At 52.6% G+C, this 16,973-nt stretch carries 11 protein-coding genes; 6 read left to right on the top strand and 5 right to left on the bottom strand.

Going from position 1 to position 16,973, the window contains the following annotated elements:
- Positions 1-70 precede the first annotated feature (70 nt).
- A complete protein-coding gene (locus ACQ4M4_RS21140; protein WP_430686448.1) occupies positions 71-3,538 on the top strand; it encodes a HEAT repeat domain-containing protein in 3,468 nt (1,155 codons plus the stop codon).
- Here ACQ4M4_RS21140 and ACQ4M4_RS21145 read toward each other — a convergent pair.
- Complete coding sequence (locus ACQ4M4_RS21145; RefSeq protein ID WP_430686449.1) at positions 3,535-6,255, bottom strand: PAS domain S-box protein; 2,721 nt, start codon at positions 6,253-6,255, stop codon at positions 3,535-3,537. The genes ACQ4M4_RS21140 and ACQ4M4_RS21145 overlap by 4 nt on opposite strands.
- A gap of 15 nt (positions 6,256-6,270) precedes the next feature.
- Between ACQ4M4_RS21145 and ACQ4M4_RS21150 the strand changes: the two genes are divergently transcribed.
- The 3 genes from ACQ4M4_RS21150 to ACQ4M4_RS21160 all read left to right on the top strand — a co-directional run bounded on the left by ACQ4M4_RS21150 (position 6,271) and on the right by ACQ4M4_RS21160 (position 9,729).
- Positions 6,271-6,519, top strand: a complete 249-nt coding sequence (locus tag ACQ4M4_RS21150; RefSeq protein ID WP_430686450.1) for a hypothetical protein — start codon at positions 6,271-6,273, stop codon at positions 6,517-6,519.
- A gap of 745 nt (positions 6,520-7,264) precedes the next feature.
- Positions 7,265-8,176 carry an EamA family transporter gene (locus ACQ4M4_RS21155; protein WP_430686451.1) on the top strand — a complete coding sequence of 304 codons (912 nt, stop codon included), beginning with the start codon at positions 7,265-7,267 and terminating at the stop codon, positions 8,174-8,176.
- Between the two features lie 332 nt (positions 8,177-8,508).
- Complete coding sequence (locus ACQ4M4_RS21160) at positions 8,509-9,729, top strand: cation:proton antiporter (protein ID WP_430686452.1); 1,221 nt, start codon at positions 8,509-8,511, stop codon at positions 9,727-9,729.
- 300 nt (positions 9,730-10,029) lie between these two features.
- On the opposite strand, the gene polA is transcribed toward ACQ4M4_RS21160, so the two are convergent.
- Together polA and ACQ4M4_RS21170 are read right to left on the bottom strand one after the other, a co-directional pair.
- Positions 10,030-12,939 (bottom strand): DNA polymerase I, encoded by a 2,910-nt coding sequence (gene polA / locus ACQ4M4_RS21165; RefSeq protein ID WP_430686453.1) that lies wholly within the window; start codon positions 12,937-12,939, stop codon positions 10,030-10,032.
- Between the two features lie 90 nt (positions 12,940-13,029).
- A complete protein-coding gene (locus ACQ4M4_RS21170) occupies positions 13,030-13,482 on the bottom strand; it encodes a DUF1269 domain-containing protein (RefSeq protein ID WP_430686454.1) in 453 nt (150 codons plus the stop codon).
- A gap of 472 nt (positions 13,483-13,954) precedes the next feature.
- Between ACQ4M4_RS21170 and ACQ4M4_RS21175 the strand changes: the two genes are divergently transcribed.
- Entirely contained in the window at positions 13,955-14,527 is a 573-nt protein-coding gene (locus ACQ4M4_RS21175) for an N-acetyltransferase family protein (RefSeq protein ID WP_430686455.1), read from the top strand.
- A gap of 237 nt (positions 14,528-14,764) precedes the next feature.
- Positions 14,765-15,136 carry a hypothetical protein gene (locus tag ACQ4M4_RS21180; RefSeq protein ID WP_430686456.1) on the top strand — a complete coding sequence of 124 codons (372 nt, stop codon included), beginning with the start codon at positions 14,765-14,767 and terminating at the stop codon, positions 15,134-15,136.
- A 239-nt stretch (positions 15,137-15,375) separates the two neighbouring features.
- Here ACQ4M4_RS21180 and ACQ4M4_RS21185 read toward each other — a convergent pair whose 3' ends face one another.
- Positions 15,376-16,062, bottom strand: coding sequence for an ATP-dependent Zn protease (locus ACQ4M4_RS21185; protein ID WP_430686457.1), 687 nt, complete (start codon positions 16,060-16,062; stop codon positions 15,376-15,378).
- Between the two features lie 118 nt (positions 16,063-16,180).
- A complete protein-coding gene (locus tag ACQ4M4_RS21190) occupies positions 16,181-16,921 on the bottom strand; it encodes a hypothetical protein (RefSeq protein ID WP_430686458.1) in 741 nt (246 codons plus the stop codon).
- Positions 16,922-16,973: the final 52 nt, after the last annotated feature.

Genomic DNA, 16,973 nt, shown 5'->3' on the forward strand with positions numbered 1-16,973 from the left:
CCACCCCCCCCCCAAAAAAACAACCACACATTTGAAACACGACCAGAAATCGCAGTAGTGGGGTGACGCGATGGCGCTGGAATGGTTTGCCGCCTTGGGTATTGAACTCGGTGGATACGTGGCCAAAGATATTTTGCTGCCTTTAGTCAAGGACGGCTTTGAAGGCTATGTCACCGATTTTTTGCAAGGCTGCATTTCCGATGCGGTGGGGTTGGCCAGCCAGGAACCCGCGCAAAAAGCGGTTGGGCAAGCGCTCAAAGCGTTTTTGGTGTTGGTTGAAGACGAGCTGGAATATGCCGATATTTCCCGTGCCGAAATTCGGGATTTTTACGAAAAACCAATCAAAACGTTTATTCACGATGATCAGGTGAAGCCGCTGCTGGGCAAAGCCTTTGACCCAGATTGTCGAGATGTTGATCCTGGAGTGCTGGAGACTCGATGGGCCGAGCTACGGCTCAAGCCATTGCCCGATGGGTTTGATATGGAGCAGGTGACAAAGCAATACCTGCGCGAAGTCAAAGGCATTGTCAAAAGTTCACCTGAACTGAAGGAACTGCTAAAGCTGCACAATCAGGAAGCCATCCGGCGAGGGGTTGAGGAACTGGTGGGCATTCCGGCAGACTTTGACCTGCGGCAGTATCAGGAAAGCTTGACTGAGCGCTACGGCAACCTGAAGCTAGAATCGCTGGACACCACAGGCTATGCCTACAACGAACTCAAGCTGTGGCGCATGTTCATTCCGCAGGATGTGCGCACCTGCCAGGAATTTAACCCCAAGCTGTACGAAATCCCCAAAGAGCGACTGCGGCAACTGGTGGCCCAGGGAGAGCTAGACGCTGCCGAGCTATTGGAAGAATCCTACCTGCACGACTACCACCGCAGTTACCATAGCCAACCCATGCAGCCTGTGCTGGAGGTGGTGGGCGATACCGCCACCAACGGCACCCACCAAACCCCACGGGAAAAGCTGGTGGTGATACTGGGCGATCCGGGGTCGGGAAAATCCACTTTGTTGCAATACCTGGCGCTGCAATGGGCGCAGCAGCCGATCCGCGAAGTGCGCGAACTAGCGACCCGACCGCTGCCGCTGATGATTGAGCTGCGGCTGTATGCCCGTGATAAACAGGAAGGGCGATGCAATAGCCTGTTGGAATTTTTGGATCGGGGAGGGGTGGCCTGCCATCTGAACCAACGGCGGCTGCATGAAGTGTTGCAGCAGGGGCACGCCATTGCCCTATTTGATGGGTTGGATGAGGTGTTTGATCCGGCGGTGCGGAATACGATTACCACGGAAATTCATCGGTTCACCAACACTTACCCAACGGTGCAAACCATCGTGACCTCGAGGTGGCTGGGCTACAAGGCGCAACCCTTGCGCGATGCCGGATTTATCCACTACATGCTGCAAGACCTGACGGTGGAGCAAATCCACGCCTTTATTGTGCGGTGGCATGACGAAACCTTTCGGGATGAGGCGGACAAGGCACGCAAGCGCGATCGACTGCAACGCGCCATTACCGACTCCAAGGCTATTCGGGAGCTGGCCGGAAACCCGCTGCTGCTAACGATGATGGCGATTTTGAACCGGAACCAGGAGTTGCCGCGAGACCGCCCCGAACTGTACAACCAGGCATCGCGGGTGCTGCTGCACCAGTGGGATGTGGAGCGCGACCTGATAGAACAGGGGCTAGACCCCATTACCCTAGATTACCGAGACAAGCAGGCCATGCTGCGGCAGGTGGCCTTTCACATGCAGGCGGGCGACAAGGGCTTGGCCGGAAACACCATCCGCGCCGAAGACCTGGAGCGAATTTTGATGGCGTATCTAAAAACCAACGAGATTGCCCACCCCCGCGAAACCGCCCGCCGCATGATTGAGCAATTGCGCAAGCGCAACTTTATTCTGTGCTTTTTGGGAGCGGAGACCTACGCCTTTGTGCATCGCACCTTTTTGGAATATTTTGCGGCGTGGGCGTTTGTGTGGGAGTTCAAAGAAACCCAAACCCTCAGCTTTGACCAACTGCGCGACCAAACCTTTGGTGCCCACTGGCAAGACGAATCCTGGCACGAGGTTCTACGCCTGATTGCCGGGATGATTGATCCCAAATTTATGGTGGAAATTGTCCAGTTCTTGATGGAGCAGAAGGTTGAACCGCAACAGTTTTTGGATGAAAGGAATCGGCTGAAACCGGGCGGAATTGGAAATTTGCTACTAGCCGCCGAGTGCTTGCAAGAAGTGCGTTCACCCTCCGTGACTGCAACTATCGCTCAAGCCCTGATGCAGCAATTGCAACAGACTACCGAGCGTGAGTCTTCCCCTAGATTTAACAATGCTGCTGCCCAGGCCATTCTGCGCTCCGTTGCTCTGCTGGGCAAAGACCAACCCGCAACCCTACGTTGGCTTAAGCAATGCCTTGAGTTAGATCGCAGTTCATATTTGCCGGAATCAGCCGTGGAGGCGATCGCCCAATTCTGGAAAGACGACCCGGACACCCTACCCATGCTCAAAACCCGTGCCCAATCCGATGACCATTGGGCTGTGCGCCTTGCTGCTGTGCAGGAGTTAGCTCGTGGGTGGAAAGACGACCCGGACACGCTACCCATGCTCAAAACTCGTGCCCAATCCGATGACGATTGGGCAGTGCGCCAAACTGCCGTGCAAGAATTAGCTCGTGAGTGGAAAGATGACCCGGACATGCTATCCATCTTCAAAACTCGTGCCCAATCCGATGACGATTCGGCAGTGCGCCAAGCTGCCGTGCAGGAGTTAGCTCGTGGGTGGAAAGATGACCCGGACACGCTACCCTGGCTCAAAACTCGTGCCCAATCCGATGACAATTCGGCAGTGCGCCAAGCTGCCGTGCAGGAGTTAGCTCGTGGGTGGAAAGACGACCCGGACACGCTACCCTGGCTCAAAAGCCGTGCCCTATCTGATAACGATTCGGCAGTGCGTCAAGCTGCCGTGCAGGAGTTGGCTCGGGGATGGAAAGACGACCCGGACACGCTGCCCATGCTCAAAAGCCGTGCCCTATCTGATAACGATTCGGCAGTGCGTCAAGCTGCCGTGCAGGAGTTAGCTCGGGGATGGAAAGACGACCCAGACACGCTACCCTGGCTCAAAAGCCGTGCCCAATCCGATGACCATTGGGCAGTGCGCCAAGCTGCCGTGCAGGAGTTAGCTCGGGGATGGAAAGACGACCCAGACACGCTACCCTGGCTCAAAACTCGTGCCCAATCCGATGACGATTGGGCAGTGCGCCAAGCTGCTGTGCAGGAGTTAGCTCGGGGATGGAAAGACGACCCAGATGTATTTGAATTGCTGTGCCGTTGTACACTTGATGATCCGTTTGGGCGGAAATACCGTTTCCAGGATAATCCGCGCCAAGTGGCGTTACAGGCATTAGTTGAGCACTATCCCAGCCATCCCACAACGCGAGAGCTGTTGCAGGATAGAGCCGCCCATGACCCCGATGAGCAGTTTCGGGAATGGGCTGCCGAGTCACTCAAGTCACTGCAACTGCAACAAATGCAGGGCTAGGCTACGCTGCGCACCTGTTGGCGGATGGGAATTTGGATGACAAATTCTGAGCCTTCTCCTGGGGTGGAAACACAGTCCAGCCTGCCCTGGTGCCGTTCGCTCACCACCTGGTAGCTAATGGCCATTCCCATACCTGTTCCCTTGCCCACCTCTTTGGTGGTGAAAAAGGGATTGAAGATCTGGCTCTTTACCTCGTCGGTCATGCCCAGGCCATTGTCGGCGATCGCAATGCGGACCCAGTCATTTCCCATCAACGATGTGCGAATTTGGATATACCTGGACTGTTCATTCATCTGTTGTAGCGTGCGATGGCGATCGCGTTCCTCCAACGCATCAATCGCATTCAATAGCACATTCATAAACACCTGATTTAGCTGTCCGGCATAGCATTCCACCAGAGGTAAATCCCCATATTCCTTAATCACCTCAATGCCAGGATGATTGGCCCCTGGCTTAAGACGGCTCGCCAAAATGACTAACGTATTGTCGATGCCCTCATGCAAATCCACATCCTTCATTTCTGCCTCATCCAACCGGGCAAAGTTGCGGAGCGATCGCACAATTTCGCGAATGCGCTCTGTGCCCATGCGCATTGACCTTAGCAGCTTGGGCAAATCGGACTGAATGAACTCTGGGTCAACCTCCTCCACCGCCGCCCGCAACCCTGGCGAAGGGTTGGGCACTTGTTCCTGATAGAGCATAAGCAAATTCAACAAATCCCGCGTGTACTGTTCGGTCGGCATAATGTTGCCGTGAATAAAGTTCACCGGATTGTTGATTTCGTGGGCAATTCCCGCCACCAGTTGACCCAACCCCGACATTTTTTCCGCCTGAATCATTTGGGTCTGGGTGCGCTGTAGCTCTTGCAGCGTGCGCTCTAGCTCCTCGGCTTTTTCCTTCAGCTGCGTTTCTGAGGCCTGTAGGGCTTCTTGGGTGAGATGGCGCTCGGTAATGTCTCGGCTAACGCCCAACACCGCAAACACCTCGCCCGCCGCATCGTATAATGGCGCTTTGTGCGTGTCGAACACGCGCATAGAGCCATCGGAGAGCGACGCCACATCGTAGGGATTGTGAACCAACTTTCCAGCCAGGGCTGCCCGATCATCCGATCGAAATCCGCGAATACCCTTTTCGGGATCGCCCTCGATCATCTCTGCCGAAAAGCCCAACTCCGAGTCGGTTTTTCCTAACATGTCGTCTGGGGTTTGGGCGATCGCCCTGGCATAGCTCCGGTTCGCCAAGATGTATCGAAACTCGCGATCTTTGGCGAAAATCCAGTCTTCGGTAGAGTCCAGCACCGTTCGCAACAAGCGCGACTGATAGGCCGCTTCTTGCAGTGCGGTTTGGCGATCCATTTCGGCCTGTTTGCGATCGCTCACATCCAGCTGCAACCCGTCCCAAATCGTTGAACCATCCGGCTGACGTTCCGGTTGCGACAGACCATGCAGCCACTTCAGCTTGCCCGATGGCATGATAAAGCGCCCAATCCAGTCCCAGGGTTGTAGAGTTTGCCGCGATACTTCAATCGAGGTGTGGAACGATTCCTTATCGTCGGGATGCACGCAGTCCAGAATGAGATGCACATTCTGGATGGCCTCCTCTGGTTCAACTTCGTACAGCGTTTTGCACGAGGCGTTAATGTACGACAGCCCCGGATTGCCCTCGGCATCGGCATAGAACCGATAAATCATACCGGGCAAATTTTCGGCCAAGCGTTGAAACCGCGCTTCACTTTGGCGCAGGGCGGCTTCCATGCGATCGCGCTCTGCTTCGGCTTGTTTGCGATCGCTAATATCGTGCATGGCGACTACTGCACCCAGCTTCTTGCCATCCGCATCAAAAAAAGCGCGACCACTCGCCAACAACGTACGCACTCGTCCCTGCTTGGGCGCAATCACCATTTCGGCCTCATGCACCACCTCCCCCCGAAACGCCCGAAATAGGGGAATATCCTCTGTTGGCATAGGGGTGATGCCATCGCCCAAGTACAGGTCGTAGTGTTCGGCCCAGTCATCTGGCGGTAGCGCAGTTTTGGACAAGCCATGAAACTCCTGAGTGGCGCGGTTAAACAGCATCAAATGCCCCGTTTCGTCGCAGGCCACAATGCCATCACTTAGGGTATCGAGAATGGCCTTCAGTTGTTCCTGTTCCTTTTGCAAATGGGTGGTGACTCGCTGCCGTTCGGCTTCAAGTCGCTGGGTTTCGGCAATTTCCTGCACCAACTTTTGCTGTTGAATGTGCAGCTCCAGCTGGTTCATCACCTGCCGTGCTAATGCTTTTAGGGCCGATATTTGTTCTGGGGAGAGCGATCGCGGCTGGGTGTCGATCACACACAGCGTTCCCAACCCAAACCCCTCCTGGGTGAACAACGGCACCCCTGCATAAAAGCGCAGGTAAGGCTCACCCGTCACAAGGGGATTATTAACAAAGCGGGCATCTTCCCAGGCATCGGGAACGATAAACACATCGTGCTGCAAAATTGCATGGGCGCAAAACGACGAGTCGCGCGATGTTTCGCAGACATCCACCCCAACCGATGCTTTGAACCATTGGCGGTCGGCATCGACCAGGCTCACCAGGGCGATTGGGGTGTTGCAAATGTACGAGGCTAGCAGCGCTAAATCGTTATAGGCGGTTTCGGCTACCGTATCGAGAACGCCATAGCTTTTGAGCTTGGCTAGCCGCTGGTTTTCATTATTGGGAAATGCTGCTCTCATGAACTGAACCTATGAATGAATCCTGGGCATGATGTTGAGGTTTCTAGCGTTGATCGGGTGAGTGCTGATAGGTCAGCGATCGCCCAGCCGTGCCCCACAGAGGGCGATCGCGTGGGTTTGGGCAACCCGAATCGGGTTCGCAATTTTTTCACTGCCAGCGCCGCACAGATTGGTGACTCAGCCCCTTCGCAAAGCTGCCAGAGCGAAGGTTACCCATTCCTGTGGCCTGTTTCTGTGGCCTGTTCCGGTGGGCTACCCCCGTAGGCAGAACAATCTGTTGTATTGTCTACAAGTTTCAAGACTGGTTTTTAAGAGAGGATTTACTTCAAGATTCCCGAAAAAAACCTTAGTAGAAACATAAGACCTAAATATTTTTTGAAGGCGGGAAAACTTTGCTGAGAATCTGATGGAATTAGACCGCTGTGATGCGAGATCAATTGGGCGTGAAACGATGAACTCAAACTGTCATTTACTGTGGCGATCGCGATCGCGAGATCTGGCGCTATTCTATTTCCCGCAAGGGCGGACAGAGAACGGGATAAGCTTGTTCGTCATAAAATGTGAGTTCTGGTTAAACGGATTCACATATTTGTAATACGCTGCAAATTTTATTCAGCCAATTGAGCAGAATCTATGGAGAAAGAGCGATTGACAAATCAAAAAAAGCAGTAAACTTTAGCTCGCGTTCTCCCATTTCCTCCGGTTTTGTGGAGCACGGGATGGCATCACAGAGCCAGCGTTCCTGCTTCCTTTCCACTCCTTGACCCAGGGTTTTGCTCTGTCGTTGCTCCAAGCCATCTCCAAGTCAAACTGTACTCCCCAAACCGTACTCCTTCACAAAGACATTCACCCGATCGCACGAATTCATGATAAAACTCAGTCCCTCACACTGAGAAACATTGGCAGGGCTGACGCAAGCCCGCCAAATTTAGCGGGTTTGCGCTGTGGATATGAATCACTCTATCCACAGCACAGATGCGTCAGTCCTGATTGAATCACGATAGAAAACATGACCTTGAATCATTCGTTGGTGGGTTCGCCTCGGTTGCGGGTGGCTGGCTTTGGGGCGATCGCACTGGCAGCGGCATTGTGGGCGATCGCGGCCATTGTCGCCCGCAGCTTGTTTGATGCAGGAGTGGCCCCCTTTGAGCTAGCCATGGCTCGGGTGGTGGTTGCCGTGCTGGGGTTGGGATTGGCAGGCCAATTTCGCCAACCTGTGCGCACCTGGTTCAACGGTCGGGTGTTGGCTTTGGGACTATCGCTGGCCCTGGTTACCGCAAGCTATTATGTGGCGATCGCGCGGCTTTCGGTAGCGGTGGCGATCGTGATTCAGTACACGGCTCCTGCCATGGTTGTGGTGTGGACAGCGCTACGCCTTCGCCGTCCTCCTACCTCGGCTACGATTGTTGCTGTGCTAGCGGCGTTGGTGGGTGTGGCATTTGTGTCGGGCATGGGCAACCAGCAGATTCAGCTAGATGTTTTGGGGTTATTTGCCGCCGGCTTGAGCGCCCTATTTTTTGCCTCCTATGCTCTGCTGAGTGAATCGCTGGTCGATCGCCTGGGGGCAGCAGGGGTCATGTTTCGCGGATTTTTGGTATCCAGCTTGTTTTGGGTCGCGTTCCATATGGTGCAGGGATTTCCCATTCACTTGTTTGCCACCAAAACTCTGTTGGGCATTGGGTTCGTGGGCATTGGTGGCACGCTGATTCCCTTTAGCCTAATGTGTTGGGGCATTCAACAGGTGAGCGCAGAAAGAGGGGCGATCGCTGCCAGCTTAGAACCAGTTCTGGCCGCTCTCTTCGCTTGGATCTGGCTCAGCCAGTCGTTGAGCCTCGTGCAATTATTGGGGGGTGGTCTTGTGCTGATTGCCGTAACCCTGTTGCAATTTCAAACCGCAACGCAAGCCAATCATGAACGGTGAGTCATAGAACGATAGACATTACAAACCTCGTACCGAATCCGAATGTTTGCGACGCTTTGGCTATCGTTCTGGTACATTCCGTCACAAGAAATCATCCAACTGCCTCACCCCTAAACAACCAGCCTCAATCACAAGTCCAGCAAAGATCTGTCTTTAGCTCGACTAAAGGCTTGAGTTTTTTTATTTAGAGTAGGGAAAGGTTTTGGCATATTGAACAGTTAATTCAGCAAGCAGTCATCATTAAACGTGCATCCTAAAACTCTGTGTTGCCTGCACAGCGGGCGGTACAGGGTTTTAGGTTCTCGTTTTTAATGGTGTTGAGGTAGTGATTTGTGGATATTTATATTCTTGATTTGTTGGTGATTGGCATTTTGTTATTTGCCGTATCGCTGGGGTCGGGTTGGATTGAGCGGTTACCGCTGTCCTATGCCCTCATTTATTTAATTGTTGGAATTGCGCTCAGCCCGTATGGGGTGAATCTGATTCAAGATCGGCCTGATACGAACTTTTTAGAGCGTTTAACGGAATTTGTCGTGCTTGTGTCGCTGTTTAGCTGCGGGCTCAAAATGAACCGCCCACTGCGACCCTGGCTATGGAAATCGACAATTCGGTTGATTGGGTTTCTGATGCCGATTTCCATTTTTGGGGTGGCGGCGATCGCCCATTGGCTGTTGCAGTGGGAGTGGGGGGGAGCTGTGCTGTTGGGGGCAATTTTGGCTCCCACGGATCCCGTCCTGGCATCTGAGGTTCAACTTATTGACCCAAACGATAGCGACGAACTGCGGTTTGGCCTGACTTCTGAAGGAGGCTTAAATGATGCTTTGGCCTTTCCGTTCGTGTATTTTGGGCTGCATTGGATAGACGATAGCAATTGGCAAAACTGGTTTGTGGAATGGGCGATTGTTGATTTGATCTGGGCGATCGCCGCCGGATTGGTTGTGGGAATCGTGGTCGCCTATGGCTTACAGCGGATTGAAAACTTCTTTTTTGTGCGACGCAAGGTCGATCACCTCATGGAGGATTTCGTTGGACTGGCAACCATTCTCATTACCTATGCGATCGCCGAATTGGTTAATGGTTACGGGTTTTTGGCAGTATTTGTCGTGGCCATGGCTACACAATATCAAGGGCTAGACTCAGAAAAAGCCGCTGCTCGTCTCCATTTTATGGAGCGCACCGAAAAGCTCACCGAAGTCGGCATTATCTTACTTCTGGGCACCATGTTACGCGTTGAGCCCATTCTGCGATTTGCGCCAGCAGCCTTGCTCATTGCCTTACCGCTGCTGTTTATCATTCGTCCACTCGGCGCGTGGATTAGCACCGTGCGCATGTCATTGCGGCCCTCGACTCGCTGGCTCTACGGATGGTTTGGCATTCGCGGCGTAGGCTCGCTCTACTATCTAGCCTATGCCCTCGGCCATGGCTTACAAGATAACCTGGGAGAAGCGATCGCCTGGATCACCTTCACCACCGTCACCTTATCTGTCACCCTCCACGGCATTAGCACCACCCCCCTCGTAAACTGGTACACCCGCCGCCACGCCAAAATATGAGCTCTGCCCACTCCCAAACCTGATCCCACCTCCACCGATGCGAAGCGGCCCAACACTACTCACCGATATCCCCTTTGCCGAGGGAGGGTCTGGGAGGGACGGGCTGCCGTCTCTCCCAGTCAGGGGGTTTGGGGGGCGACGCGCCCCCAAGCACAATCTGTCATCCCAACCACCACCCCCAACATCCCCCATCCAAACACCAGAAGCTGCGGTGATATTCTAGACGTGTGGTTATTGGTTATGGAAGGGGTGCATCGCACCCCTTCCATAACCAATAACCACACATTTGAAACACGACCATCACTTCGCATCCATCCAATTCGCGCCAGCATTCATCTCCACCTTCAGCGGCACACTTAACTGGACTGCCGACTCCATCACTGTTTTGATCTTTGGCTTGAGGGCATCCCACTCATCTGGATGAATTTCAAACACCAGTTCATCATGCACCTGCAACAACAGATTTGCCTGATGGTTTTGCAGCAACTCATGAAGTTGGATCATCGCAATTTTAATGATGTCTGCACTTGATCCTTGAATCGGTGCATTCGCCGCCGCCCGAAGCGATTGGGCATCATATTGGTCACGCACCTTCACCTTCGCTAAGTCAATCTCGTCAGGCCGATTACCCAACAAAGATTTCAACTGCTCACTGTTGAAATTAAAGTAGCGACGACGACCCAAAATCGTTTCCACGAATCCATTGGCGATCGCCTCACGCTGCATTTGTTGCAAGTACGCGAATACTTTGGCATACCGTTCGTAGAACCGATCGATAAACATTTTTGCATCCGCATTGCTAAAGCCCGACTCCCGCGCAAACCGCTGCGCACCCATGCCGTAGATCACACCAAAGTTGATCGTTTTAGCCAAGCGACGTTCATCCGACGAAACCACATCTTTTTCAAACAAAAGCCGTGCCGTCAACGCATGCACATCCTCATTGTTTTGATAGGTTTCAATCAAAATCGGCTCTTGACTCAGATGCGCCAAAATCCGCAGCTCAATTTGCGAATAGTCCGCTGCAACCAACAGCCACCCTTCTCGTGGAATAAACGCTTTGCGAATTTGACGGCTAAACTCAGTGCGAATCGGAATATTTTGCAAATTGGGATTGGACGACGACAGACGCCCCGTTGCCGTAATCGCCTGGTTGAAATCGGTATGCACCCGGTGCGTATCGGGCCGTACCAGCGCAGGCAACGCATCCACATAGGTGGATTTTAATTTTGCCAGGTTGCGATAGTCCTGAATGCAATCAATGACGGGATGATCCCCTTCCAGTTTTTCCAACGTGGCAGCATCCGTTGAATAGCCTGTTGCCCGCTTCTTCGACTTGCGTTTATCCAGCTTTAACGTTTCAAATAGCAAGTCACTCAGTTGCTTAGGTGAACCCAGATTAAACGTTGTTCCTGAAACCGCATAGGCTTTTGTCTCAATTTCGTGCAGGTCAGTTTCCAACGTTTTGGAGAAGTGGCGCAAATACTCCACATCAATCCGAACACCTGTGTATTCCATGTCTGCCAATACTGGCTCCAGCGGTAGCTCCACACCGACCAGCAACTCGTAAATTTTGGGCACTTGTTCCAGTTCGGCCCGCAGCAGGGGCACCAAATGAAAGGCCGTATAGGCATCGGTGCCACAGTACATAGCAGCTCGGGCGATCGCCACATCTGCAAAGGTTTCGCCCTTCTTCACCAAATCAGTATAGGTTTCCGCCTCAATCCCCAGGTAGCGCAAGCCCAAATCGCTAAGATTGTGGCGCTTATCGGGATCGAGCACATAGCTGGCAATCATGGTATCCATCACCACACCCGTTAGGCGAATTCCTTGACAGCGCAGCACCAATCGGTCAAACTTGGCATTTTGCAATACTTTGGGATATTTTGCGCTTTCCAAAATCGGACGTAGCGCATCCAGCACTATGGATTTTTCCAAATTTGTGCCCTGAGCGTGGCCGATGGGAATGTAGGCCGTGTCTGTATCTCCCGAACCCCAGCAGCAGCCAATCCCTACCAGTTCGGCATCGCGGGGCTCCAGCGAAGTGGTTTCGGTATCCCATCCGACGGGCGTTTCCGCATCGGTACATTGCAGCAGTGTGGCCACCAGTGCGGTTAGCTTTTCAGAGGTGTCAATAATTTGGGGTGTGAGCGTGAGCGACTGGCGAGGAACGGCATTGTCCGTATCTTCGGCGCTAAAGAACCAGAGGTCGCCCTCTTCTTCCGCCAGGTGGGATGATGCGTCGGGCTGGGTCTGGGGGGGCGCGGGCGCTGGGGCTGCAATCCCGTTGAAGCGATCGCGCAACTTGGGCAACTGTCGCAAAAACTGCTGAAACTCTAGCTTTTCAAACCACTCCCGAACAGCAGCTTCGTCAAATCCGGTGAGCTTACACTCCTCCAACTTGGCGGTTACGGGCACATCCAAGTGAATTTGGGCGAGATATTGCGATCGCAGCGCATCTTCTTGTCCAGCCTCTAATTTTGTGCGAACTGCTTTTTTCTCAATCGCATCCAAATGGGCATAGATTTGGTCGAGGGATTGGAAGCGGGTCAGCAAGTCCACTGCTGTTTTGTCTCCAATTCCCTTGACACCAGGAATATTATCGGAACTGTCGCCGCACAAGGCTTTGTAGTCCACAACCTGATTGGGCATTACCCCCATTTTTTCCTTCACCTCGGCGGGGCCGTACTCCTTGAGCGTTGAGGTGCGGCGATAGGGATTAGTACTGAGGTAGAGCACACTCACCCCCTGGTCGGCCTCCACATCAGCATCCACCAGTTGAAACATGTCGCGATCGCCCGTCAGAATTTTCACCCGGTAGCCCTCGGCGCTGGCTCGGCGGGCTAACGTGCCAATCACGTCATCTGCTTCGTAACCGGGCACCGTGTAGATGTTTAAATTGAGTGCCAGCAGTACCTCTTGCAAGTTTGCCAAGTCCGGCAAAAAATCCTCGGGCGCATCAGGGCGCCCTGCTTTGTAGGTGCTGTCTTGCTCATGGCGAAACGTGCGCTCTTCGGGGTCAAAGGCGATCGCCATGTACTGTGGATTTTCGTGGGTCATCGTATCCAACAGCGACTTAATAAAGCCATAGGTGGCGCTGGTTGGAATACCAGTCGATGTGCGCAAACCACCCTCTTGCCCCTTGGCATGGGCAAAGTACGAGCGAAACGCGAGAGAATGACCATCAACGAGAATCAACAAAGGAGACATGGGAAACGCCAAAGCAAATCAATTCGCCTTTATACTTTAGCTTTTCCGCTGCCATCCTGAAGCGGTAGCCCGTCGCTGCCCCGGCGCTTGCTAGACCGTGGCCCGCAACGCATCTTGAAGCTTTTGCTGGTCATCTTTGCTGAGGGTGGTGCGCAAAACGGTACCGCCCGTTCCAGCAAGTGCCGCTAATACCGATTCTGGTTTGAGCGATCGCACCAGCACAAACAAGGCCGAAGAATTGGGTTGTAATGACTCTTCAACACTCGTTAAAAAACTGGGGTCAAAAACCCCATGGGACACATTTAATTCGCGATGAAACACCACCGCACTAATGATGCCGCCCCACAACTCATTGCCCAATTCGGGAACGGGTTCCACCAAATCGTGATAGGCCTTAACCCGAATTTGACCGTCGGCATTTTTCACCACGACCACGGCATCTTCCAATTCTAAAAGATGATCATGCTCCAACTTGAGCAGTTCTAACAAGGTATGATCCGCTTCAAATTTGCCGTCAAATCCTACGATTACGAGTTCGCTCATCCCGCTGCCTATCATACGTTTCAATCGTCTTGCCATGCAGCCTAGCACTTTCGCGATCGCCCTTTGGTAAAGCTGGGGTTAAGGTTCCTATCAGGGACATCGTTTGCCCTAAGTTTTGTCAACTCAGGAAATAAAGGAACCTTGATTGCGACTGAGAGCACAGTTCTAAATATAAGCTTATATTTAGAGGCTTCTAAATATAAATTCAGGTTTTTTGATGATGCGTTGATGGCTTCATCCCACTGCAAAAGATAGAGAGAGCAAGCCTACTCCACAGGAAATGTCATGGAACTGAATCATGACTGGCCATAAAGCGAAGAATGCGATCGCAATGCAACATATTCATGCTTAACTTCATCCTAAAGCCAGCAAAAGATGGGATTTTTTAGTTGAAATCTAAGTCATATTCGTGATTACTAAATACCATGATGACAACCACTGAGAGCCTGGAATAGCACGCCGCTATTTAATTATGCAAGAGTTCAAAATTGTTGAAGCGAGTACTGAACACTTTGAAGCGATTAGCGAGATTCACAATTCCCATGTGTACGATGCAGCGAAAGTTAAACAGAATAGATTTTTGATTGCCAAAATAAGTCCTGAAGACATTGCACAGCAATTGGCTAAAGCAACCCAATACTTTGTCGCTCTCGATTCGCAGAGTCATGTACTGGGACTTGTGTCCATCTCTCGACCTCACATCACCGAGGAATTCATTCAGCAGGTCACTTGGGCAAATCAATCTTGGATTGACCAAATTTTGAGCGATCGCCACATCTATATCAACACGTTAGGCATTCACAATCAGCATCAGGGAAAAGGTATTGCCCAACAGCTGTATCGCTCCCTATATCAGCGGTTTCCAGGGGCCTGTTTTTCTGCATTTGTGGTGACTCGGCCTGTTCTCAATGAGCGATCGCTGGCCTTTCACGAAAAGCAAGGCTTTCGAAATGTTGGCACGTTCGCTCGCGATACGTTCCTCAATTTTCAGAACTATGCCAGTGCCTTGCTGGTTTTGGATCAATCGCAACCGGGCAAGATTTAGGCAATTGTGGCTGGGGATCGGGTACGGCATACCCAAACCCTCAACCCAATTGTCCCTAGATTTGGTGGCCTTGTGTCAGTCCTGTAGGGTTTTGAGCAAATCGACAATGGCGATCGCCCTCAGGATTGGTCAAATCAAGCAGCTGACAGTCAATTTCATCGCTGCCCTATCCATTTAGGCCCGTCTCACGCGAGAATATTAAAGATATGTAAAACTGCCGATACCCGAGGAGCGATCGTGTACCTCTATTACTCCCCTCCCTACATTTTGCTGATTGCTGGCTTGCTAGCTGGCATTACCTCTGGCTTAGCGTTTGAAGCCACCCTCAAGCTTGCCGTCAGCGACTGGTCCAAAAATCGCTCAACCCGCACTCTGGCAAACCTGAAGGGAATGCAGCTACTCATGCCCTTTTTGGGAATTTGCGGTGGAGTGTGCTTCTTTTTGGCGGCTGGTCTGGAAATTTTTGGGTTTCCTACGTGGCTGGGTTATGCGATCGCCCTTCCTCTCACCCTGTTCATTGGCCTGTTGATTTGGACTCAGTTGGCTCAGGTATTGCGCCAGCTCGAAAAAGGTGGCTCTCAAGCGCTGGATCTTGACTCCTTCGGTTGATTCTCCCTTGCAGCTTTTAGAGCGTAAAAAGAAGCCCCTGCGTTATTTCGCAAGGGCTTCTTTTTTCAGGTTCTGCTAGTTCGACGAATCACGTATAGGCGAATCACATGCGGGCATAACAGGAGATAGGCAACGGTTTTGAATTGACATAATCGTGCAGCCTGTTCGGCCTGTTTGTAACCTGGGCAGATGGCAGAGAGGGACGGTGCGATCGCAGATTCCGCAAGTCTGCAAGAACGCTAACTGACCTGAACCGACTGATCCAACACGGCTTTACACGCTTCGACAGGAGCCTTTTGCCGCATTTGCTCAACTAAGGCTTCGTACCTGTCTCGGTTGGTTTCTAGCAGCGTTTTGGCTTGCAGTGCTGCCCAGCGCTGCTTGAGTTCGGCTTCAGCTAGGGGGCGCTTTAGGGCCGTCCACAACAAGCGAATTTGGTCGCGATCGCCCTCGCCCCCTTCGGCATTGCCATACACCAGCTGCTCAGCGGCAATTCCCGCCATCCACACCTGGCAGTACTGATCAACCCGTTGGGCTGCAATTTGCCCCGTCGAGACTTCGGCCTCTAGCTTGGAGGTGTCGAAGCTGACCCCACCTGCGCCAAACTGCTGTTGGCGAAACGCTTCCCAGGCGCTCAACGTATAGCCCGTAATGGGAATGCCCAGCATATGAGCCACAAAAAAGTGCCCCGCTTCGTGATGCAGCACGCGATCGCGATGTTCGGGCGAAAAGCGAGCGATCGCATCGAGCAGCAGCGTACTGCCTCGGTTTTGCCAGCCCAAGGTATCGAAGGCGGCTAGGGTCATTGCACCTGCCACTGCTAGCGCAGGCACCACGGGCGATAGATGAATCAACGGCCCCAGCAGGGTTGCCATCACAACCGTAAAGATGGAAATGGCAAGGAGATTGAACGAGACTTGATTCATCGCATCCGAAAAATAAACAAACGTGACGAGGCGCAAGCGAATTTGAGTTGCTGCGGGAATAGATTTGGGGCGTTGTTGCGATCGCAACAATCCCTCGCCATCCCCAATCGGGTTCGCTTTATGTCCTTAGTTTAACCTTCTGCCGCTGGTCTGCCGAAATGCGGGTATAGGTTGCATCAAGAAAATCAATCAGGTCGATGAGGGCATGTTGCAACAGCGCCAGACGTTCATTGTCGTCGGGATTCTCCACCAACGCATCCATGTCCGCCTCTAGCGAAGCAAACCACTGGCGAAATTCTGGATGGCTCAACTTTTGGACAAACGTGGCATAGCCAATGCAATCCCATGTGGTGCCCTCGCCTGGACTCGGCACGAGCATGATTTCGCCAATTGCTCGCTGTTCCGCGCGAAACAGCCGAAATGGCTGACTCATCCTACTCCGCAAAAACAAGTCAGTAATGGTGTGGATCAGCTGGTTGAGGGTGCGATTGGCGGCTACGTCCCCCACATCCAAAAACTGCACCTCGCGCCGCAAAATTTCGACCCAGCCCAAATACTCTGCCACCACAAACAGGGTGCTGTAAATGGCATATTGCTTGCGGGCTTCGCTCTTGTTGTAGAAGCGTTGTAACAGGTCAAACTCCACAATGTTGAACAAGCGACTTTGCAGATCAAATGCTGATCGCAACAGCGGTTCGCGATAGCGGGCCATAATTTCAGCAACTTTGGCCTCGCGCGATTTGGCTTCGCGCTGCTGCTCCAGCCGATCCTCCAACCGAGCCGTACGCATTTGCCCATACAATCCCAGCACCACGCTAAAGATGGCGATCGCAGCAGTAACAATTTCCCCAATGGTCATAATTGCGGCCAGTCACCCACGGCACAACAAAAATACGGCAATCCGATATAGC

It is taken from the genome of Leptolyngbya sp. AN02str (assembly GCF_050565595.1).
Taxonomy (GTDB): Bacteria; Cyanobacteriota; Cyanobacteriia; order Elainellales; family Elainellaceae; genus Kaiparowitsia.

What these genes read in the sequence shown, in the direction of transcription:
- ACQ4M4_RS21140 (WP_430686448.1), top strand. Translation starts at nt 71, where the DNA reads ATGGCGCTGGAATGGTTTGCCGCCTTGGGTATTGAACTCGGTGGATAC.
- ACQ4M4_RS21145 (WP_430686449.1), bottom strand. Translation starts at nt 6,255, where the DNA reads ATGAGAGCAGCATTTCCCAATAATGAAAACCAGCGGCTAGCCAAGCTC.
- ACQ4M4_RS21150 (WP_430686450.1), top strand. Translation starts at nt 6,271, where the DNA reads ATGAATCCTGGGCATGATGTTGAGGTTTCTAGCGTTGATCGGGTGAGT.
- ACQ4M4_RS21155 (WP_430686451.1), top strand. Translation starts at nt 7,265, where the DNA reads ATGACCTTGAATCATTCGTTGGTGGGTTCGCCTCGGTTGCGGGTGGCT.
- polA (WP_430686453.1), bottom strand. Translation starts at nt 12,939, where the DNA reads ATGTCTCCTTTGTTGATTCTCGTTGATGGTCATTCTCTCGCGTTTCGC.
- ACQ4M4_RS21170 (WP_430686454.1), bottom strand. Translation starts at nt 13,482, where the DNA reads ATGAGCGAACTCGTAATCGTAGGATTTGACGGCAAATTTGAAGCGGAT.
- ACQ4M4_RS21175 (WP_430686455.1), top strand. Translation starts at nt 13,955, where the DNA reads ATGCAAGAGTTCAAAATTGTTGAAGCGAGTACTGAACACTTTGAAGCG.
- ACQ4M4_RS21185 (WP_430686457.1), bottom strand. Translation starts at nt 16,062, where the DNA reads ATGAATCAAGTCTCGTTCAATCTCCTTGCCATTTCCATCTTTACGGTT.
- ACQ4M4_RS21190 (WP_430686458.1), bottom strand. Translation starts at nt 16,921, where the DNA reads ATGACCATTGGGGAAATTGTTACTGCTGCGATCGCCATCTTTAGCGTG.